This is a genomic window from Blastococcus sp. TF02A-26, assembly GCF_003319125.1.
In the GTDB taxonomy this organism is placed as follows: Bacteria; Actinomycetota; Actinomycetes; order Mycobacteriales; family Geodermatophilaceae; genus Trujillonella.
Window position 1 is genome coordinate 79,028 of sequence record NZ_QOHG01000004.1, and the last position, 18,962, is coordinate 97,989.

The 18,962-nt window shown below is 74.2% G+C and carries 23 protein-coding genes and 4 tRNA genes; 7 read left to right on the forward strand and 20 right to left on the reverse strand.

What is annotated here, in order from left to right; translation table 11 throughout:
* Positions 1-21: 21 nt before the first annotated feature.
* The 13 genes from DQ240_RS05725 to DQ240_RS05785 form a co-directional block, all read right to left on the reverse strand.
* Positions 22-771 carry a YebC/PmpR family DNA-binding transcriptional regulator gene (locus DQ240_RS05725; protein ID WP_113838666.1) on the reverse strand — a complete coding sequence of 250 codons (750 nt, stop codon included), beginning with the start codon at positions 769-771 and terminating at the stop codon, positions 22-24.
* A complete protein-coding gene (gene pdxT, locus DQ240_RS05730; protein WP_113838667.1) occupies positions 768-1,439 on the reverse strand; it encodes a pyridoxal 5'-phosphate synthase glutaminase subunit PdxT in 672 nt (223 codons plus the stop codon). The genes DQ240_RS05725 and pdxT overlap by 4 nt, the downstream gene beginning before the upstream one ends.
* The gene (gene pdxS, locus DQ240_RS05735) at positions 1,436-2,344 is read right to left on the reverse strand and encodes a pyridoxal 5'-phosphate synthase lyase subunit PdxS (protein ID WP_113838668.1); all 909 of its coding nucleotides are present in this window, start codon (positions 2,342-2,344) and stop codon (positions 1,436-1,438) included. The genes pdxT and pdxS overlap by 4 nt, the downstream gene beginning before the upstream one ends.
* Before the next feature lie 65 nt (positions 2,345-2,409).
* Entirely contained in the window at positions 2,410-2,949 is a 540-nt protein-coding gene (locus DQ240_RS05740) for a hypothetical protein (RefSeq protein ID WP_113838669.1), read from the reverse strand.
* An 11-nt stretch (positions 2,950-2,960) separates the two neighbouring features.
* Positions 2,961-4,178: a glycosyltransferase family 4 protein gene (locus DQ240_RS05745; protein ID WP_233498528.1), complete on the reverse strand. Its 1,218-nt coding sequence runs from the start codon at positions 4,176-4,178 to the stop codon at positions 2,961-2,963.
* A 1-nt stretch (position 4,179) separates the two neighbouring features.
* A complete protein-coding gene (locus DQ240_RS05750) occupies positions 4,180-5,094 on the reverse strand; it encodes a phosphatidylinositol mannoside acyltransferase (protein WP_113838670.1) in 915 nt (304 codons plus the stop codon).
* Entirely contained in the window at positions 5,091-5,723 is a 633-nt protein-coding gene (gene pgsA / locus DQ240_RS05755) for a phosphatidylinositol phosphate synthase (protein WP_113838671.1), read from the reverse strand. The genes DQ240_RS05750 and pgsA overlap by 4 nt, the downstream gene beginning before the upstream one ends.
* Entirely contained in the window at positions 5,723-6,292 is a 570-nt protein-coding gene (locus tag DQ240_RS05760) for an HIT domain-containing protein (RefSeq protein ID WP_113838672.1), read from the reverse strand. The genes pgsA and DQ240_RS05760 overlap by 1 nt, the downstream gene beginning before the upstream one ends.
* Entirely contained in the window at positions 6,289-8,328 is a 2,040-nt protein-coding gene (gene thrS, locus DQ240_RS05765) for a threonine--tRNA ligase (RefSeq protein ID WP_113838673.1), read from the reverse strand. Before thrS ends, DQ240_RS05760 begins: the two co-directional genes overlap by 4 nt.
* 94 nt (positions 8,329-8,422) lie before the next feature.
* Complete coding sequence (locus tag DQ240_RS05770) at positions 8,423-9,544, reverse strand: CapA family protein (RefSeq protein WP_113838674.1); 1,122 nt, start codon at positions 9,542-9,544, stop codon at positions 8,423-8,425.
* 10 nt (positions 9,545-9,554) lie between these two features.
* Positions 9,555-10,124 carry an MOSC N-terminal beta barrel domain-containing protein gene (locus DQ240_RS05775; protein ID WP_233498529.1) on the reverse strand — a complete coding sequence of 190 codons (570 nt, stop codon included), beginning with the start codon at positions 10,122-10,124 and terminating at the stop codon, positions 9,555-9,557.
* Between the two features lie 10 nt (positions 10,125-10,134).
* Positions 10,135-10,524, reverse strand: a complete 390-nt coding sequence (locus DQ240_RS05780; protein WP_113838676.1) for an HNH endonuclease — start codon at positions 10,522-10,524, stop codon at positions 10,135-10,137.
* A gap of 40 nt (positions 10,525-10,564) precedes the next feature.
* Positions 10,565-10,984 (reverse strand): thioesterase family protein, encoded by a 420-nt coding sequence (locus DQ240_RS05785; RefSeq protein WP_113838677.1) that lies wholly within the window; start codon positions 10,982-10,984, stop codon positions 10,565-10,567.
* Between the two features lie 108 nt (positions 10,985-11,092).
* Here DQ240_RS05785 and DQ240_RS05790 point away from each other — a divergent pair, with 108 nt between their 5' ends.
* Positions 11,093-11,644 (forward strand): dihydrofolate reductase family protein, encoded by a 552-nt coding sequence (locus tag DQ240_RS05790; protein WP_113838678.1) that lies wholly within the window; start codon positions 11,093-11,095, stop codon positions 11,642-11,644.
* A gap of 58 nt (positions 11,645-11,702) precedes the next feature.
* On the opposite strand, the gene DQ240_RS05795 is transcribed toward DQ240_RS05790, so the two are convergent.
* The 4 genes from DQ240_RS05795 to DQ240_RS05810 form a co-directional block, all read right to left on the reverse strand.
* Positions 11,703-11,774, reverse strand: a tRNA-Val gene (locus DQ240_RS05795).
* Between the two features lie 26 nt (positions 11,775-11,800).
* Positions 11,801-12,307, reverse strand: a complete 507-nt coding sequence (locus DQ240_RS05800) for a TIGR02611 family protein (RefSeq protein WP_233498530.1) — start codon at positions 12,305-12,307, stop codon at positions 11,801-11,803.
* A gap of 26 nt (positions 12,308-12,333) precedes the next feature.
* Positions 12,334-13,203, reverse strand: a complete 870-nt coding sequence (locus tag DQ240_RS05805; protein WP_113838679.1) for an anti-sigma factor domain-containing protein — start codon at positions 13,201-13,203, stop codon at positions 12,334-12,336.
* Positions 13,200-13,847 (reverse strand): sigma-70 family RNA polymerase sigma factor, encoded by a 648-nt coding sequence (locus tag DQ240_RS05810; RefSeq protein WP_233498555.1) that lies wholly within the window; start codon positions 13,845-13,847, stop codon positions 13,200-13,202. The genes DQ240_RS05805 and DQ240_RS05810 overlap by 4 nt, the downstream gene beginning before the upstream one ends.
* 127 nt (positions 13,848-13,974) lie before the next feature.
* Between DQ240_RS05810 and DQ240_RS05815 the strand changes: the two genes are divergently transcribed.
* The 4 genes from DQ240_RS05815 to DQ240_RS05830 all read left to right on the forward strand — a co-directional run bounded on the left by DQ240_RS05815 (position 13,975) and on the right by DQ240_RS05830 (position 14,787).
* Positions 13,975-14,418, forward strand: a complete 444-nt coding sequence (locus DQ240_RS05815) for an SsgA family sporulation/cell division regulator (protein WP_113838681.1) — start codon at positions 13,975-13,977, stop codon at positions 14,416-14,418.
* A gap of 60 nt (positions 14,419-14,478) precedes the next feature.
* Positions 14,479-14,551: transfer RNA gene (locus tag DQ240_RS05820), tRNA-Gly, on the forward strand.
* A gap of 43 nt (positions 14,552-14,594) precedes the next feature.
* Positions 14,595-14,665: transfer RNA gene (locus DQ240_RS05825), tRNA-Cys, on the forward strand.
* A 50-nt stretch (positions 14,666-14,715) separates the two neighbouring features.
* A tRNA-Val gene (locus tag DQ240_RS05830) sits at positions 14,716-14,787 on the forward strand.
* Positions 14,788-14,843: 56 nt separating this feature from the next.
* Here the strand turns inward: DQ240_RS05830 and coaE are convergent.
* Positions 14,844-15,455 (reverse strand): dephospho-CoA kinase, encoded by a 612-nt coding sequence (gene coaE, locus DQ240_RS05835; protein ID WP_113838682.1) that lies wholly within the window; start codon positions 15,453-15,455, stop codon positions 14,844-14,846.
* A gap of 156 nt (positions 15,456-15,611) precedes the next feature.
* On the opposite strand from coaE, the gene DQ240_RS05840 reads away from it, so the two are divergent.
* Positions 15,612-15,866, forward strand: coding sequence for a hypothetical protein (locus DQ240_RS05840; protein ID WP_233498531.1), 255 nt, complete (start codon positions 15,612-15,614; stop codon positions 15,864-15,866).
* 168 nt (positions 15,867-16,034) lie between these two features.
* Here the strand turns inward: DQ240_RS05840 and rpsA are convergent, their stop codons facing one another.
* A complete protein-coding gene (rpsA, locus tag DQ240_RS05845) occupies positions 16,035-17,498 on the reverse strand; it encodes a 30S ribosomal protein S1 (RefSeq protein WP_113838684.1) in 1,464 nt (487 codons plus the stop codon).
* A 226-nt stretch (positions 17,499-17,724) separates the two neighbouring features.
* On the opposite strand from rpsA, the gene DQ240_RS05850 reads away from it, so the two are divergent.
* Complete coding sequence (locus DQ240_RS05850) at positions 17,725-18,552, forward strand: class I SAM-dependent methyltransferase (protein ID WP_113838685.1); 828 nt, start codon at positions 17,725-17,727, stop codon at positions 18,550-18,552.
* Positions 18,553-18,583: 31 nt separating this feature from the next.
* Here DQ240_RS05850 and DQ240_RS24490 read toward each other — a convergent pair whose 3' ends face one another.
* A complete protein-coding gene (locus DQ240_RS24490) occupies positions 18,584-18,769 on the reverse strand; it encodes a DUF1990 family protein (protein WP_113838846.1) in 186 nt (61 codons plus the stop codon).
* Positions 18,770-18,962: the final 193 nt, after the last annotated feature.

An 18,962-nucleotide genomic window follows, 5' to 3' on the forward strand; every position in this document is an offset into this window, starting at 1 on the left:
GGCGTGGGGGGAAGGGTGGTCCTAGATCTTCTCCAGCACCTCGTCGGAGACGTCGTAGTTGGCGTAGACGTTCTGCACGTCGTCGCAGTCCTCGAGCGCGTCGATGAGCCGGAACACCTTGGCGGCGCTGTCCTCGTCGAGCTCGACGCTCACGCTGGGCACGAACGCGGCGTCGGCGGAGTCGTAGTCGATGCCGGCGTCCTGCAGCGCGGTGCGGACGGCGACCAGGTCGGTCGGCTCGCAGACGACCTCGAACGAGTCGCCCTGGTCGCGCACCTCCTCGGCGCCGGCGTCCAGGACGGCCATGAGCACCGAGTCCTCGTCGACGCCGTCGGCGGCCGGGACGACGATGACACCCTTGCGGGAGAACAGGTAAGACACCGAGCCCGGGTCGGCCATGTTCCCGCCGTTGCGGGTCATCGCCGTGCGGACCTCCATGGCCGACCGGTTCTTGTTGTCGGTCAGGCACTCGATCAGGACGGCGACCCCGCCCGGGGCGTAGCCCTCGTAGGTGATGCCCTGGTAGTCGACGCCACCGGCCTCGGCGCCGGAGCCGCGCTTGACGGCGCGGTCGATGTTGTCGTTCGGGACCGAGCTCTTCTTCGCCTTCTGGATGGCGTCGAACAGCGTCGGGTTGCCCGCCGGGTCGCCACCGCCGGTGCGGGCCGCGACCTCGATGTTCTTGATCAGCTTGGCGAAGAGCTTGCCCCGCTTGGCGTCGATCCCGGCCTTCTTGTGCTTCGTCGTCGCCCACTTGGAATGGCCACTCACGTGTCCGCTCTCCTCTCGTCGCCGGCGACGGCGCCGGACCTGCGCCCCCGGGCCTTGTCCACGGCTCTGCGCACCATCTCGACGAAGAGCGCGTGCACCCGGCGGTCCCCGGTCAGTTCGGGGTGGAAGCTGGTGGCCAGGAGGTCCCCCTGGCGAACCGCCACGATCTTACCGTCGCCCGTCCCGCCGAGTACCCGGCCGAGGACCTGCACCCCCGGCCCGGCCTCCTCGACCCACGGCGCCCGGATGAAGACGGCCGGCACCGTCGCCTCCCCCAGCCGGACCGTCGACTCGAACGAGTCCACCTGCCGGCCGAAGGCGTTGCGCCGCACCGTCACGTCCAGCCCGCCGACGGTCGGCTGGTCGGCGGGGGCGTCGAGCAGCCGGTCGGCCAGCAGCACCATCCCGGCGCAGGAGCCGTACACCGGCAGCCCGTCCCGGACGGCGACCCGCAGCGGCTCCATCAGCCCGAACCGGGTGGCGAGCTTCGCGATCGTCGTCGACTCGCCGCCGGGCAGGACGAGGCCGTCCACCGCGGCGAGCTCCCCGGGCCGGCGCACCGGCACGGCGGTGGCACCCTCGGCGGTCAGCGCCGCCAGGTGCTCGCGGACGTCGCCCTGCAGCGCCAGTACCCCGACGGTGACGTCCCCCGCTCCCCCGGCCGTCACCAGCCGCGGGTGGCGAACCGCTCGGACTCGGGCAGCGTGGCGACGTTGATGCCGACCATCGCCTCGCCGAGACCGCGGGACACTTTGGCGATCACGTCGGGGTCGTCGGCGAAGGTCGTGGCCTGGACGATGGCCGCCGCGCGCTGCGCCGGGTCGCCGGACTTGAAGATGCCCGAACCGACGAAGACGCCCTCGGCGCCCAGCTGCATCATCATCGCCGCGTCGGCCGGGGTGGCGATGCCGCCGGCGGTGAAGAGGACGACGGGCAGCTTGCCGGTGCGGGCGACCTCGGCCACCAGGTCGTACGGCGCGCGCAGCTCCTTGGCCGCCACGAACAGCTCGGGCTCGTCGAGCGTGGTCAGCTGCCGGATGCCGGCGCGGATCGAGCGCATGTGCCGCACGGCCTCGACGACGTTGCCGGTCCCGGCCTCGCCCTTGGAGCGGATCATCGCCGCGCCCTCGGCGATCCGGCGCAGCGCCTCGCCCAGGTCGGTGGCGCCGCACACGAACGGCACGGTGAACGCGTGCTTGTCGATGTGGTGCGCCTCGTCGGCCGGGGTGAGCACCTCGGACTCGTCGACGTAGTCCACGCCCAGGCTCTGCAGGACCTGCGCCTCCACGAAGTGCCCGATCCGCGCCTTGGCCATCACCGGGATGGAGACCGCGGAGATGATCCCCTCGATCATGTCCGGGTCGCTCATCCGCGAGATGCCGCCCTCGGCGCGGATGTCGGCCGGCACCCGCTCGAGCGCCATGACGGCGACGGCCCCGGCGTCCTCGGCGATCCGGGCCTGCTCCGGCGTGACGACGTCCATGATGACGCCGCCCTTGAGCTGCTCGGCCATGCCGCGCTTGACCGCGCCGGTGCCGATGGCGCGCGCGGGGGTCTGATCGGGCGTCGACATGGCACTGGCCTCGCAGGAGCTCGGGGGTCGGGCCCTGACTGGACCCACTCCATCCTAAGAGGAGGTCAGGAGCGGCCCGGACCGGCGGTGCCGACCAGCTCCCCGAGGCTGTCGTCGATGTCGAAGTAGCGCGGCAGCGGCCGCCGGGCGTGCAGCCGCAGCAGCCGGGACAGCCGGCGCCCGCGCAGCTCTGCCGTGTCCCGGACGGCGTCGTTGTAGAACCGCCGGGCCAGGCCGACCCGCTGGGCGGTGCCGGACAGGTCCGCGGCCAGTGCCGGGGCCAGCTGGGGCAGCTCGCCGACCAGCGCACGCAGCTCCCGGCCCAGCACGTTCTCGGCCAGCTCGCGGTCCGGCGTCCACGGCAGCCGGGCCCCGGCCGCCGCCCGCGCCAGACCGGCCGTCCGCTCCGGTCCCAGCAGCGGGGCGGCCTCGCGGGCGACCTCGGCCGCGAGCGCGGCACGGCGGCGCAGCTGGGTCTCCAGCGCCGTGCGCGCCCGGTCCACCCGGGCCTCCAGGCGGCGCAGCCGGGTCAGCGTCCACGCCGTCCACACGGCGAGGAGCAGGACGACGACGCCGGCGACGATCGTCCAGACAGGGAGGCCCACGACGGTGGAGGCTAGCGCCGCACCCGCCGCCGGAGGGGCTGCCGGCCCGGCCCGGTCGCGCCGATCACGTCGGCGTCGTCGTCGGAGGCGGTGACCTCCCCGCCGCCCGGCAGCACCACCGTCTCGTAGACGGCGAGCACCCGGCGGGCGACGACCGACCAGTCGTAGGCCCAGGCGGCCTCCCGCCCACGGGCGGAGAGGTCCGCGCGGCGGTCGGGATCGGCCAGCAGGTCGCCCAGCGCCGTGGCCAGCGCGGCGGGGTCGCCCCGCCGGACCAGGACGCCCACCTCGCCGTCCTCCAGGACGGCGGCGAAGGCGTCGAGGTCGGCGGCGACGATCGGGGCCCCGGCGGCGAGCGCCTCGATGAGGATGATCCCGAAGGACTCCCCCAGCAGGTTGGGCGCGCAGTAGACGTCCACCGACCGCAGGAACGCCGCCTTGTCGGCCTCCGTGAGCTCGCCCAGGAGCTGGACGTGCGGACGCAGCTCCGGGGGGATCGACGCCTGCAGCGCCTCGGGGTCGCCCCGGCCGGCGATGAGGAGCCGCACGTCGGGGTGCCGCCGGACCACCGCGGGCAGGGCCTCGAGCAGCACCGGCAGGCCCTTGCGGGGCTCGTCGTAGCGGCCGAGGAAGCCGATGGTCGGCATCCCGGCGCCCCGGGTCAGGCCGGGCAGCGGCGGACCGTCGGCGAACGGCGCCACGTGCACCCCGTTCGGGATGACGACGGCGTCGCCGCCCAGGTGCTCCACCTGGAGCCGGCGGGCGAAGTCGGAGACCGCGATCCGGCCGCTGATCCGCTCCAGCCAGGGCCGGATGACCGGCCCCCAGGCGGTGAGCCACTTGGACCGCACGGTGGCGGCGTGGAACGTCGCCACGATCGGGCCCTTGGCGATCATGAGCACGAGCAGGCCGATGGACGGCGGCGCCGGGTCGTGCACGTGGACGACGTCGAAGTGGCCCTCGCGCAGCCAGCGGCGGACGCGGGCCGCCGAGATCGGGCCGAACTGCACGCTGGCCATCGAGCCGTTGTACGGGATCGGCACGGTGCGTCCGGCGAAGGTGACGTGCTCGGCCGGCAGCGACTCCTCGTGCTGGGCCGGGGTCAGGACCTCCACGTGGTGGCCGAGGCCGCGGAGGGTCTCGGCCAGGTCGCGCACGTGGTACTGGACACCGCCGGGGCGGTCCCAGTGGTACGGGCAGACGATCCCGATGCGCAGCGGCCGGTCCATCTCAGCGACGCGTCTCGGGGTCGGGCGGTACGTCGGGCCAGATCCGGCCGAGCACGTGCCAGTCCTCGGGCTGCCGGGCGATCGTCGAGGCGAAGGCGTCGGCGACGGCCTGGGTGGCGGCGGTGACCCGCTCGCGCAGCCGGCCGGAGGTGCCCACCGGGACCTCCGGGGTCCAGGTGAGCCGCCACCCGCGCTCGGTGAACGAGCAGACCATCGGCAGCAGCGCCGCGCCGGTCTGGGCGGCGAGCACCGCCGGGCCGCCGGGCATGGTGGTGGGCCGCCCGGCGAAGGTGACCGGGATGCCGTTGCCGGGGAGGTCGCGGTCGCTGAGCAGGCACACCGTGCCGCCGCCGTCGAGCCACTCGCGCAGCACCGTGGCGCTGGGCCGCGGCCCTCCTGTCAGCGGGACGACGCGCATGCCCAGCGACTCGCGGAACTCCAGGAACCGGCGGTAGAGCGACTCCGGCTCCAGGCGCTCGGCGACGGTCAGGAAGGGACCGCCGAGGCGCTCGACGAACCAGACGGCCGCGGCGTCCCAGTTCCCGCTGTGCGGCAGCGCCGCGATCACCGGCCGGCCCTCCGCGAGCACCCGGTCCAGGTGCTCCCCGCCGACCACCTCGACATCGCGCAGGATCCGTTCCCGGGACAGCCGCGGCAGCCGGAACGTCTCCTGCCAGTAACGCCCGTAGCTGCGCATCGCCCGCAGGGTCAGCGCGTCGAGCTCGGCCTCGTCCAGGGTGCCGCCGGTGATCACCCGCAGGTTCGCGCGCAGCTGCCGGACGCCCCGCCCGTCGCGACGGGCGACCCAGGCGAAGGCGGCGTCGAAGCCCCCGCGGGCCACCGGCTCGGGCAGCGCCTTGACCGCGCTCCACCCGGCGGCGTAGGCGAGGTCGGTCAGCCGGGCGGCCGCCGTCACGGGGCCGCCGGGGTGCTCGGCAAGGACCGTCCGCTCGCCTGCCGGTGCACCTCCACCCCGCGCTGCACCACGGTGACGAGGCTGCCGGCCAGCAGCACCCACAGCCCGACGTGGACGGCGTAGGGCAGGCCGAGGCCGTACAGCCCGGTCCCGGTCAGCACGAGGATCAGCCGCTCGGTCCGCTCCACGATCCCGACGTCGCAGCGCAGCCCGACGCCCTCGGCGCGCGCCTTCACGTAGGAGGTGAGCACCCCCAGCACCAGGCACAGCAGGGCCACCAGGGCGAGCAGGCGGTTGTCGCCCTCGCCGGTGAACCACCAGACGAGCGCCCCGAAGACGGCGGCGTCGACCACCCGGTCCAGGCTGGAGTCGAGCACCGCGCCGAACAGCGAGCCGCCGCCGCGGGCCCGGGCGAGGGCGCCGTCGAGCATGTCGAGCAGCACGAACACGGTGACGGTGAACGCGCCCCAGAAGAGGTGCCCGGTGGCGATGAGCCCGACCGCGCCGGCGACCGCGCCGAGCGTGCCGGTGACCGTGACGGCGTCCGCGGTGACCCCGGCGCGCAGCAGGGCGCCGACGACCGGCGCCCAGAACCGGCCGACGGCCGCGCGCGCCCCCGAGCCGAGCATCAGGCGTCCCCGGTGTCGGACGTGCGGGCCGGCAGCGAGGAGGGCCAGGACGCGGCCAGCAGGTCCCGGGTCTCGCGCAGCACCTGCGGGAGCACCCGGGTCAGCCCGATGACCGGCATGAAGTTGGTGTCCCCGCCCCAGCGCGGCACCGCGTGCTGGTGCAGGTGGTCGGCGATGCCGGCGCCGGCGACCGACCCCTGGTTCATCCCGATGTTGAAGCCGTGAGCGCCGCTCACCGAGCGCACCACGCGCATCGCCGTCTGGGTGAACAGGCCCAGCTCGGCGACCTCGTCCGCGGTGAGGTCGGTGTAGTCCGGCACGTGCCGGTACGGGACCACCATCAGGTGGCCGGCGTTGTACGGGTAGAGGTTGAGCACGGCGTAGACCGAGGCGCCGCGGGCGACGATCAGCCCCTCCTCGTCGTCCATCTGCGGGATGAGGCAGAACGGGCAGTCGTGCGCGCCGGTCGGCTTGCCCTCGCCGCGGATGTAGGCCATCCGGTACGGCGTCCACAGGTGCTCGAAGACGGTCGTGGGACCGCCGTCGTCGCTCGCGCCGTGCTCGCTCATCCGGCGACCTGGAGCGCCTCGGCCGCCGGGTCGGAGTTCGCCCGCGAGGCGACCCAGTCGACGACGGCCGCGACGGCGTGGGCGACCGGGACACCGTTGTGCTGGCTGCCGTCACGGAAGCGGAAGGAGACCGCGCCGGCCTCGGCGTCGGTGGCGCCGGCGATGAGCACGAAGGGCACCTTCTGCTTGCTCGCCGTGCGGATCTTCTTCTGCATGCGGTCGTCGGAGTCGTCGACCTCGACCCGGATGCCCTTCGCCCGCAGCTCCAGCGCGACGTCGGCCAGGTAGGGCACCTGCTCGTCGGTGACCGGGATGCCGACCACCTGCACCGGCGCCAGCCAGGCCGGGAACGCGCCGGCGTAGTGCTCGGTGAGCACGCCGAAGAACCGCTCGATCGAGCCGAACTTGGCCGAGTGGATCATCACCGGCTGCGCCCGGTCACCGCCCGGGGTCGTGTACTCCAGGCCGAAGCGGGCCGGCTGGTTGAAGTCGTACTGGATGGTCGACATCTGCCAGGTGCGGCCGATGGCGTCGCGCGCCTGCACGGAGATCTTCGGGCCGTAGAACGCCGCGCCACCCGGGTCGGGCACGAGCTCCAGCCCGGTCTCGCGGGCGGCGTCCTCGAGGACCTGGGTGGCCAGCGCCCACTCCTCGTCGGACCCGATGAACTTGGCCTGCTTGTCCGGGTCGTCGCCCCGGGTGGACAGCTCCAGGTAGTAGTCGTCCAGGCCGAAGTCGCGCAGCAGCCCGAGCACGAAGGCCAGCAGGTGCCGGACCTCGCCGGGCGCCTGCTCGGGGGTCACGTAGCTGTGCGAGTCGTCCTGGGTGAGCCCGCGCACGCGGGTGAGGCCGTGGACCACGCCGGACTTCTCGTACCGGTAGACCGAGCCGAACTCGAAGAAGCGCAGCGGCAGCTCGCGGTAGGACCGCCCGCGCGACCTGAAGATCAGGTTGTGCATGGGGCAGTTCATGGCCTTGAGGTAGTACTCGCTGTTCTCCAGCTCCATCGGCGGGAACATCGTGTCGGCGTAGTGCGGGAGGTGCCCGGAGGTCTCGAAGAGGCCGCCCTTGCTGATGTGCGGGCTGCCGACGTAGTCGAAGCCCTCCTCGAGGTGCCGCGCGCGGACGTAGTCCTCCATCTCGCGCTTGACCACCCCGCCCTTGGGGTGGAAGACGGCGAGCCCGGAGCCGATCTCGTCGGGGAAGCTGAACAGGTCGAGCTCGACGCCCAGGCGCCGGTGGTCGCGGCGCTCGGCCTCGGCGAGGTGCTCCAGGTAGGCCTTGTGCGCGTCCTTGCTCTCCCACGCGGTGCCGTAGACGCGCTGCAGCTGCGGGTTCTTCTCGCTGCCGCGCCAGTAGGCCGCCGCCGACCGGGTGAGGCTGAAGGCGGGGATGTTCGACGTGCGCGGCAGGTGCGGGCCGCGGCACAGGTCGGTCCAGACCCGGTCGCCGGTGCGTGCGTCGAGGTTGTCGTACATCGTCAGCTGGGCGCCGCCGACCTCGACGTCGGCACCCTCGGCCGCCTCCCCGGCCCCACCCTTGAGCCCGATGAGCTCGAGCTTGTACGGCTCGTGCGCGAGCTCGGTCTGCGCGTCGGCGTCGCTGATCTCCCGGCGGGCGAAGTGCTGCCCGGCGCGGACGATCTCGGTCATCCGCTTCTCGAGCGCCTGCAGGTCCTCGGGGGTGAACGGCCGCTCGGGGTCGAAGTCGTAGTAGAAGCCGTTCTCCACCGGCGGGCCGATGCCCAGCCGGGTGCCGGGGAACAGGTCCTGCACGGCCTGGGCGAGCACGTGCGCGGTCGAGTGCCGGATGACCGCGCGGCCGTCGGGGCTCGCCGCCGGCACGGGCTCCACCTCGGCGTCGGCGTCGGGGGTCCAGGCGAGGTCCTTGAGCTCGCCGCTGACCACCTCGCGGACGACGACGGCGCCGTCGGGCCCCTTGAGCGGGACGCCGGCGTCCTTGAGCGCCTGCAGGGCCGTCGTCCCGGCCGGCACCCGGATCGGGGCGACAGCGGCAGGGAGGGGCGCGGCGGACACGGGAACTCCTACGGATCGTGGGCGGACCGGCCGGGCGGCCGGGACACCAGCAGCGTATCCACCGGTCCACCCGCTTTCGGGCGTGCGTCGCCGGTCAGGCGGGGACGATGCGCAGTCCGGCCGCCACCGCCCCCCGCGCGTCGAGGACCTCCGTCACCCGGGCGGCGGTGCCGGGGTCGGCGGGGACCAGCCGGACGGCGTCGGGGCCGAGCTCGATCGCGACCGGCACCGCCTCGGCGAGGGTGACGGCGAAGCGCCCGTCGGGCCCGCGGGTGAACGTGAAGCGGGCGATGACCGAGTCCTCGGTCGCGTGGCCGCGGGTGGCGTGCTCGGCGAGCGCGTTGCCCAGGCCGTAGGCCGCCCACTCGTCGCCGATCCGGACCATCGGCTGGACGACGTGGGCGTGGTGACCGAGGACGAGGTCGACGTCGGGCGAGGCGAGCAGGGTCGCCACCGCCTCCTCCTGCGCAGCGGTGGGTTCGTGCTCGTACTCGGCGCAGCAGTGCAGGCTGGCCACGACGATCTCCGCGCCGGCGGCCCGGGCCCGGGCGGCTGCCTCCAGCACCGGGGTGACGTCGGGGACGTCGACGACGTCGACCGACCACTCCCGGCCCGGGGGCAGCGGCACGCCGTTGAGCGAGAACGTGGCCGCGACGTGCCCGACGGTCACCCCGTCGACATCGACCAGCGTCGGCGTCGTGCTCTCGGCGGCGCTGCGGGCGGTGCCGCTGTGCGCGATCCCGGCCGCGTCCAGCGTGTCGAGGGTGCGCACCAGCCCGGCGGTGCCGGCGTCCAGGGAGTGGTTGGAGGCCGTCGAGCACAGGTCGTAGCCCGCGCCGGCCAGCGCGTCGACGATCTCCGGCTGGACCGAGAAGCTCGGATACCCGGAGTACGGCCCTCCCTGCGGGGCGACCGGCGTCTCGAGGTGGCAGACCGCGAGGTCGGCCGCGGCGGTGATCGGCGCCACCGGGGCGAACACGGCGGAGAAGTCGTAACCGCCGCCGGGGAGCTCCGCGCCGCCGGTCAGCGCCCGCCCCTGGTGCACCAGCACGTCACCGGTCGCCACGAGGGTGATCTCCTCCGGCGGCGGCGGAGCCGCGGAGGAGCCGGCGCCCGGCGGCGCTCCGGCCGGGGCCGGGTCCGCGGCGCCGCAGCCGGCCAGCACCAGCAGCGCGGCGAGGACGGCGGGGCGGCACCGGAGGCCCGTCGTCGACACGACGCGGACGCTAGCGGCGCGCCGGCTCCGCGCCGGTGAGCGACACCGGGTCCCCGACCGCGACCGCGCCGGGCCGCAGCACGTCGGCGTAGACCCCGAGACAGTGCTTCGGCAGTCGGGTCAGGCGCAGGACCGCCTCCCCCACCTGGAGCTCCCGGCCGACCCAGGTCCGCTCGTCGTCGGCGGCGTGGAGGGTGAGCACCAGGTTGGCCCGCGGGTCCTCGGCCGAGCAGCCGGCCGGCACCTCCCCGGTCGCCGCGAGCTCGACGGCCCGGCGGCTGACGAGGTGCACGGCGGCACCCTGGGGCCCCGCATCGGGTGCGGCGAGCCGCACCGGCCGGCCGAGCACCGCGCTCAGCGCCGCGGTGTCGGCGTCGACGTCGCCCGTGGCGGCGACCTCGTGCAGCCGCGGCGCGGTCCTCGCCCGCACCGGCTCACCGGTGACGGCGTCGACGACGGCGTGCACCCGGTCGCCGCGCAGGCCGTCGGCGTCGACGTGCGCCTGCGGAACCGACCGGCCGCCCGCCGACTTCACCGGGTACACGAGCACCTGCTCGACGACCCCGACCACCGTGCTCACCGGCGCGACGCTACGCACCCGCCGCGCGGGGGGCGCGCCTGCGCAGCCGGCGGAGCTGGGCGTCGATGTAGGGACGCGCGCGGCGCTGGCCACCCCGGGCCGCGATGGCGGCGGCCAGGTCGGTGAGCGCCCGCTCCAGGCGCGGCGCGTCCGGCGACCAGCCGCGCCGCCGGCACTCCTCCAGCCACTCCACCGGCGCGGCGTGCCCCCGGGCGGCGTTGCAGCGCCGGCAGGCCGCCACCTCGTTCTCGGCCCAGGAGGGACCGCCCTTGACCCGCGGGACGACGTGCTCGGTGGTCGCCGGGACCAGCCCTCCGAGCGTCCGCCCGCACCAGATGCAGGTGGCGCCGTCGCGCACCAGCGCCGCGGTCAGCCGGGCGGCGCGGTCGGGCTGGGGCACTCCCCCATGGTCCGCCCCGGACGCCGATCCCGCCGCCGGCTCAGGGGGCCGGGACCTCCCGCGGGACGGCGATCGTCTCCAGGGCGGCGCGCTGGCGGTCGGACAGGGGCACGGCCGCGGTGCGGTCGTCGTCCACGTTCGCGAGCACGACCTGCGCGTCGACGACGGGCCGCCCGCCCCGGTGCAGGCGGACGGCGAGCTCGACGGAGGTCCGGCCGATGCGGACGACGTCCACCTCGAACTCGCCCGGCGCCACGAAGACCTCGTGGCGGTAGTCGAAGGCCACCCGGACCACCGCGAGGTGGCGGGGGTGGAGCAGGTCGTCCCCGAGACCGATCAGCACCTCCTCCCAGACCTGGGACACCGCGTCGACCACGAGGAAGTGCGGTGCGTGGACGCCCTCCCGGAGCCAGCCCTCGGGGAACGAGCGGGAGGAGACGAGGCGGGAGAGTGCGGGCACGACGAGGCACGCTAGCCACCGATGAGTCGGCGGCCCGGCGCGGGTCTCCCCCTCGACATCCGCACTGGCGGCGCCACCGGGCGCCCCTGGACAGAGCAGGAGCAGGACATGGGCGCCCTCCGGGTACACGAGTTCACCACCGTCGACGGCGTGGTCGACGCCCCGATGTGGACGATGGACTACGGCTTCCCCGACGACCTCGCGGCGTCCATCGGGGCCATCACGGCACCGGCCACGGGCATCCTGCTCGGCCGCACCACCTTCGAGATGTTCGCCCCGGCCTGGTCCACCCGGACCGTGGAGGACGACCCCGGGGCGCCGTTCTTCAACGACACCCCCAAGCACGTCGTGTCCTCCACGCTGACCGACGCCGAGGCGGTCTGGCGGAACTCGGCGGTGCTGGGCGGCTACGACCCCGACCGCATCCGCGCGCTCAAGGCCGAGGGCGACCTCTACGTCAGCGGCAGCGCGACCCTGGTGCGGGCACTGGTCGCCGACGGGCTGGCCGACGAGCTGCACCTGTACGTCTACCCCGTGGCGGTGGGCAGCGGCATCCGGCTGTTCCCGGAGGGGACGGCGAGGACGCCGCTGTCGCTGCTGGACGCGCAGCCGCTGTCCAACGGCGTGGTCCACCTGACCTACGGCCCCGCCACGGACTGATACCGGCCGGACGCACGACGAGGGCCCCAGGTCGACCGACCTGGGGCCCTCGTGCCGGTGGGCGATACTGGGTTCGAACCAGTGACCTCTTCGGTGTGAACGAAGCGCTCTACCACTGAGCCAATCGCCCGCTGCGCATCCGATTGTGCCAGACGCCTACCGCCAGAGCGGCACCCACCCCGGCACCCAGTCCGGGACGCCGGTGAGGTGCAGCGTGACCACCAGGACGCCGTAGACGAAGGCCGCGGTGGCCAGCCCGATGAGCCCCCGTACCCAGATCGGCTGCCGGCCCAGCCAGTCGGTCCACGCCTTGACGTGCCGCTTGGTGAACTCCAGCAGCCGCTCGGCCCAGAAGAACTCGCTGGCCAGGACGAACAGGCCGGCGATGACGGTCAGCCAGCCGGGACCGGGCAGCGGGATGGTCACCAGGCCGAACGCGACCACGACGCCACCGACGATGCCGACGCAGACCCGGTAGGCGTGGTCGACACTGCGCCGGGCGGCGATGCGGCGGCGCCAGGCCGACTCGGCCACGCGTTCGCGCAGCGAGTGGACGCCGTCGTCGGCGAAGTGCGCCCGGCGCTCCTCGGCCGACCGCGCGGCGTCCAGCCCGGCCGGCTCGCCGCTGCGCGGTGTCGGCAGGGCTGCCCCGGGGGCCGCCACCGTCTCCTGCTCGCTCAGCTGGTCACCTACCCGGTCGCCACGACCTCCGACGGTTCCGCCGGAGCTTCCCGGCCCGGCTCGATGCTGATGGCGTAGCCGCTGTAGTCGTCGAGCCCGGTCGAGGTGGAGCCTACGGTCCGGACGTCGATTTGTGACCGGACCACGTCGAAGGTCCCCAGCGCGACGGGCGCCTCGTCGTCGGTCATCCCCCACACGACGTAGGTCTCCGACTCCCGGTCGTTGGGCCCCAGCCCCTGGGTGACGACCTGCACCTGGGCGTCCCGGGCCACGACGGTGGCCACCCGCTCGCCGTCCTCCGTGAGCGGCGCGACCGTCGCCGTGCCGGGCTCGAGCAGCGACTCCACGATGCGCGTCTGCTCCGCGGCGCTGGCGACCGCGTCGTCCCGGGCGTCGTCGAGCACGACGTTCCAGGCGCCGAGGCCGAGGACGGCCGCGGCCGCGGCGGCGACCAGGGCGTTGGGCAGGACCCGTCGCCACGCGGGCCGGGTGCCGTCCCCCACCCCGACGACGGCCGGCGGGCGGTCCTCGGCGGCCGAGGGGGCCGGCGCGGCGCGGCGCGGCGCCAGCGGCACGACCTGCGGCGGCGCGACGGGCTGCGGCGGCTCCGGGCGGGACACCTGCTCGGTGGACTCCACGGCGGCCCGCAGCCGCTCGCGCAGACCGGTGCTCGGCTCCGCCTGGGGCAGGTCGGTGGCCATGGCGCCCATCACCTCGGCGGTCTCGGCGACGGTGCGCGCGCAGCGGGCGCAGCCCGGCAGGTGCGCGCTGAAGACCGCGTCGTCCTCCGGCTCCAGGGCGTGCAGCGCCCAGCCGACCGCCAGCTCGTCGAAGGGCTCGTGCCGGTCCGGGCCCGCCCCGGCCCCCTGGTCGATCATCGGTTCGTCCCGTCCACCGCGGCCTGCCCCAGGGCACCGCCGAGGGCGGCGCCCGCGACGCCGCCCAGGTCCTTCTTGAGCCGGCGCATGCCGGCGAGCATGCGTGTCTTCACCGTGCCCAGCGGCGCGCGCGTGAGGGCGGCGACCTCCCGCTGGGTGTACCCGCCGTAGTAGGCGAGGGTCAGCGCCTCGCGCTGGGCGTCGGGGAGGCTGCCGAGAGCGGTGCGGACCTGCTCGGCGACCACCCGGGTCCAGGCGTCGTCCTCGACGTCCGCGGTCGCGGTGGGCACCGCCAGCACGACCTCCTGCTCGGCGCGCACCTGGCGACGACGCTGCGACTCCTCCCGCCGGACGGCGTCCACGGCCTTGTGGTGGACCATCGCCAGGAACCAGGAGGAGAAGCTCCCGCGCGTGCTGTCGTAGGCGGTCGGGTCGCGCCACACGGCGAGGAAGGCGTCCTGTAGCACGTCCTCGGCCAGCACGTCGTCGGTGAGCACCCGGCGGGCCAGGGCGAACGCGGGACGGCGGAACCGGTCGTACAGGTCGTCGACGGCCGAGCGGTCGCCCTGGCAGAGCCGGGCGACGATGTCGGCGTCCCCGGGATCGTCCCCGAGTCGGCGCGCGGGGCGGGTCACGGTTCCCATGGTCACACGCGGCATTCGGAACGGGCGAGGACGTCGGTTCACCCCGTTCGGGGGAACCTCGTCGGACGACGACACGCCCGGGCGTCGTGGGGGCGCAACCACACGACGGTTCGGTCGTTCCCCGGTCATGGCGAGCCGCTCCACCTCCGGACACACCACCCGCACGACGCTGCACCTCGTCGGACCGCACTCGTGGACCGAGGTGCCGGCGACGTTGGACTACGACGTCGCCGACCCCTACGCGGTCCGGATCGGCTTCGGCGACCCCCAGGGGGACGACGGCATCTCCTGGCTGCTGGCCCGGGACCTGCTGCGCGCCGGGCTGGACCGGCCGGCCGGCGAGGGCGACGTCCGGCTGTGGCCGGCCCGCACCACGGGCGACGTCCTCTTCCTGCACCTGCGGGCACCGTCGGGCGAGGCGCTGTTCGAGGTGTCGCGCAATGCCGTCGCGGCGTTCCTGCGGCAGACCGAGCAGCTCGTCCCGGTGGGCACCGAGGCGGCGGTGCTCCAGGTGGACGACGAGCTGGCGGCCCTGCTGTCCGGCGGCGGCGCGGACCCGGGGGGTCGCTGACCCCGAGGGGGGACCCCCCCTCGAAGCGGTTCAGGGGCCGTGTAATGTTCTCCCTGCAACGCGGACGTGGCTCAGTTGGTAGAGCATCACCTTGCCAAGGTGAGGGTCGCGGGTTCGAATCCCGTCGTCCGCTCGGAACCTCGGGCGCTGGTCGCGAGACCGGCGCTCGTGTGTGCGGTGGAGTGGCCGAGAGGCGAGGCAACGGCCTGCAAAGCCGTCTACACGGGTTCAAATCCCGTCTCCACCTCGTCTCGCTCGCGAGAGCGGTGGAGCGGGCCGGTCGAGAGACCGGACCCCGGGCGATTGGCGCAGTGGTAGCGCGCTTCCCTGACACGGAAGAGGTCACTGGTTCGAACCCAGTATCGCCCACCGGCACGAGAGGCCCCGACCGGACGGTCGGGGCCTCTCGTCGTCTCCGGCCCCGGTCAGCCGAGCCGGGGCGCCACGTGCTCGGCCCAGAACCGGTCGACCTGGGCGGCCAGCTCCTCGGGCGTCCCGCTGTTGTCCAGGACGACGTCGGCCACGGCGCGGCGCTCCTCGTCGGTGGCCTGGACGGCGATCCGGGCGCGGGCGTCGTCCTCGGTCATCCCGCGCTGCACCAGCCGGGCCAGCCGGGTGTCCAGGTCGGTCTCCACCACCAGCACGAGGTCGTGCGCGCTCCGCGCCTCCCCCGCCGCCTGGCCGGACTCCACGAGCAGCGGGATGTCGTGCACCACGACGCCGTCCGCGGGGACCTGGCCGGCCAGCTCTGCCGCCCGCTCGCGCACCAGCGGGTGCACGATCGCGTTCAGCCGGCCGCGGGCCTCGGGGTCGGCGAAGACGATCGCGCCCAGCGCGGGCCGGTCCAGCGTCCCGTCGGCGGCGAGCACCTCGTCTCCGAAGGCGGCCACCACGGCCGCCAGCCCGACGGTCCCCGGCTCGACCACCTCGCGGGCGATCGCGTCGGCGTCGACGACGACCGCTCCCCGCTCGGCGAGCAGCCGCGACACGGTGCTCTTCCCCGACCCGATCCCGCCCGTCAACCCGATGCGCAGCACGCACGGACAGTAGCCAGCACCCCGGCGACGATCACGGACAGGTAACACGAGCCCGTCCTGTCCGGCGCGTCGCACCAGTCACACCCGTCACGGCTCATAACGTCCGCCTCGGCGATCTTCCCCGCCGAGAGAGGCAGAACCGCGATGTCACGCTCCATGCAGGCCACCGTCCCGACGTCCCCCGCGGGCGCCCGCGGCCGGCACCGGCTCGACCGGCCCTCCGGTGTGCGCGCCAGCGACCTGCCCGGCGTCCGGGAGCGTCTCGCGCAGCGCGAGGCCGTCGCCGGGCCCCGCAACGCCTTCCTCCGCTGGCTCACCACCAGCGCGCCGGCCGGCCGCCACACCTGGTCGTTCCTCGCCGGCTCGGGCGGCCGTCCGCGCACCGCCTTCGCGATCATCCTCAGCCTGTAGCACCGCCCCACGGGCGCTGTGCGCCTGGTGACGGTTCCGACGTCGGATCGGTCGCCAGGCGCACAGTCCTCGCGGCAGGACAACCGCCCCGGACAGCACGGAGGCCCAGGACCTGTCGGTCCTGGGCCTCCGTGGTCGGACTGTCAGCTCACCACCGTGGCGCTGAGCTCACTCCCCGCCGGCGAGCTTGGCCCGCAGCGCGGCGAGCGCCTCGTCGCTGGCGAGGGTGCCACCGGACGCGTCGGTCGTCTCGACGTCACCGCCCGAGGAGTAGTTCCCACCCGCGGCGGCCTCGGCGTCGGCCTCCTTGGCAGCGGCGATCTGCTTGCGGTGCGCCTCGTAGCGCGCCTGCGCCTCGGCGTACTGCTTCTCCCACGCCTCGCGGGCCTCGTCGAAGCCCTCGAGCCACTCGCCCGTCTCCGGGTCGAAGCCCTCGGGGTAGATGTAGTTGCCCTGCTCGTCGTAGGACGCAGCCATGCCGTAGGCGGCCGGGTCGAAGGTGTCCTCCTCGCCGACGACGCCCTCGTTGGCCTGCTTGAGCGACAGCGAGATCCGGCGGCGGTCCAGGTCGATGTCGATGACCTTGACCAGGATCTCGTCGCCGACCTGCACGACCTGCTCCGGGATCTCCACGTGGCGCTCGGCCAGCTCGGAGATGTGCACCAGGCCCTCGATGCCCTCGTCGACGCGGACGAACGCACCGAACGGCACCAGCTTGGTGACCTTGCCCGGCACGACCTGGCCGATCTGGTGGGTCCGGGCGAACTGACGCCACGGGTCCTCCTGCGTCGCCTTCAGCGACAGGGAGACGCGCTCGCGGTCCAGGTCGACGTCGAGGACCTCGACGGTGACCTCCTGGCCCACCTCGACGACCTCGGACGGGTGGTCGATGTGCTTCCAGGACAGCTCGGACACGTGCACCAGGCCGTCGACGCCGCCCAGGTCCACGAAGGCACCGAAGTTGACGATCGAGGAGACGACGCCGGACCGGACCTGACCCTTGGCGAGCTTGTTGAGGAACTCGCTGCGGACCTCGGACTGCGTCTGCTCCAGCCACTGGCGACGGGAGAGGACGACGTTGTTGCGGTTCTTGTCGAGCTCGATGATCTTCGCCTCGAGCTCGCGGCCCACGTAGGGCTGCAGGTCGCGGACGCGGCGCATCTCGACCAGCGAGGCGGGGAGGAACCCGCGCAGGCCGATGTCGAGGATGAGGCCACCCTTGACGACCTCGATGACGGTGCCGGTGACGACCTCGTCGGCTTCCTTCTTCGCCTCGATCGTGCCCCAGGCGCGCTCGTACTGGGCGCGCTTCTTGGACAGGATCAGGCGGCCTTCCTTGTCCTCCTTCTGGAGGACCAGGGCTTCCACCTCGTCGCCGACCTTGACAACCTCGTTGGGGTCGACGTCGTGCTTGATGGAGAGCTCACGCGAGGGGATGACGCCCTCGGTCTTGTAGCCGATGTCCAGCAGCACCTCGTCCCGGTCGACCTTGACGATGACGCCCTCGACGATGTCGCCATCGTTGAAGTACTTGATCGTCTGGTCGATGGCGGCGAGGAAGTCCTCGGCGCTACCGATGTCGTTGATGGCGACCTGGGGGGTTTTGGAAGGACGGACCTGGGTGGAGGTCATGTGGTCGAGTGCTCCGGACGGGGGATGCGTAGGGACAGGACGTCCCGCGGCCGGGTGACCGCGGGGAGCGCCGGCGCGCGCATCGATGCTCGGAAGGACAGGGCCCCGAGCAGGGACAGCGTTGACAGACCTCTGGCGCACTCCCCATGGTACGGAGCCCGAGGGGTCCGGGTCCACCTGGGTCCGCGACCGGTCCGCCGACCACGGCGTGTCACCCTCGACGGCGATGAGTCTCCCCCTGGGTCCCGACGGATACCCGGCCGCCGGAGGCGTCGCCCGGCGCCGCGCGGGCGACGACGAATCCGTGCGGGCCAACCGGCTGTGGTGGGACGCCGCAGCGCCGGCCTACCTCGCCGAGCACGGCGACGACCTGGGCGACGTCGACTTCCTGTGGTGCCCCGAGGGGCTGCGTGAGGCCGACGCGCACCTGCTCGGGGACGTCGCCGGCCGACGGGTGCTCGAGGTGGGCTGCGGGTCCGCGCCCTGCGCCCGCTGGCTGCGGCGGGCCGGGGCGGACGTCGTCGCGCTGGACCTGTCGGCCGGGATGCTCGCCCGTGCCGCGGAGCTCAACCGGGCGACCGGTCTGCCCGTCCCCCTGCTGCAGGCCGACGTGGGGGCGCTGCCCCTGGCCGCCGCCAGCGTGGACGTCGTCTGCTCCGCGTTCGGCGGGCTGCCGTTCGTGGCCGACGTCGAGGGGGCGCTGCGGGAGGTGGCCCGGGTGCTCCGGCCCGGCGGCCGGTTCGTGGCCTCGGTCAACCACCCGATGCGCTGGCCGCTGCCGGATTCCCCCGACCCGGCGGACCTGACGGTGACGTCGTCCTACTTCGACCGGACGCCGTACGTGGAGACCGACGACGACGGGCGGGCCACCTACGTCGAGCACCACCGCACCGTCGGCGACTGGGTGCGGGCCGTCGTGGGCGCCGGGCTGGTGCTGGACGACCTGGTCGAGCCGGAGTGGACGCCGGGTCGCACCCAGGAGTGGGGCCAGTGGTCCCCCGCCCGCGGCGCCCTCGTGCCCGGCACGCTGATCCTGGTCACCCACCGACCCTGAGCCTTAACCTCAGGTCGAGGGTCCGGCGGCCTCAGCTGCGCAGTGCCCGCCGGTAGCGCCAGCGGTACCACCGTTGCGCGACGAGGACGGCCGGGAACGCGAGCCGCCAGACCCCGCGACCCGGCCGGGTGAGCGACCGCAGGGTCAGGTGGACGACGCCGTCGTCGGCCCGGGACAGGACGAACGCCTCCTCGCCCGAGACCGGGTGCCCCTCCAGCGTCCCCGACGCGGGTCACCGACTCGACGGTGAAGCCGCTGCGGGTCTTCACGCCGACCTCCGCGGAGCACGAGGCCGGGGTCGCGACGGCACTCGAGCCGGGGACGCCTCCCGGCCCGAGTGGATCCGAAGCGGGGGTCCGGAGGACCTCCCGACGGCGACATGGGCAACGGCTCCCCCCTGGTCGGGACGG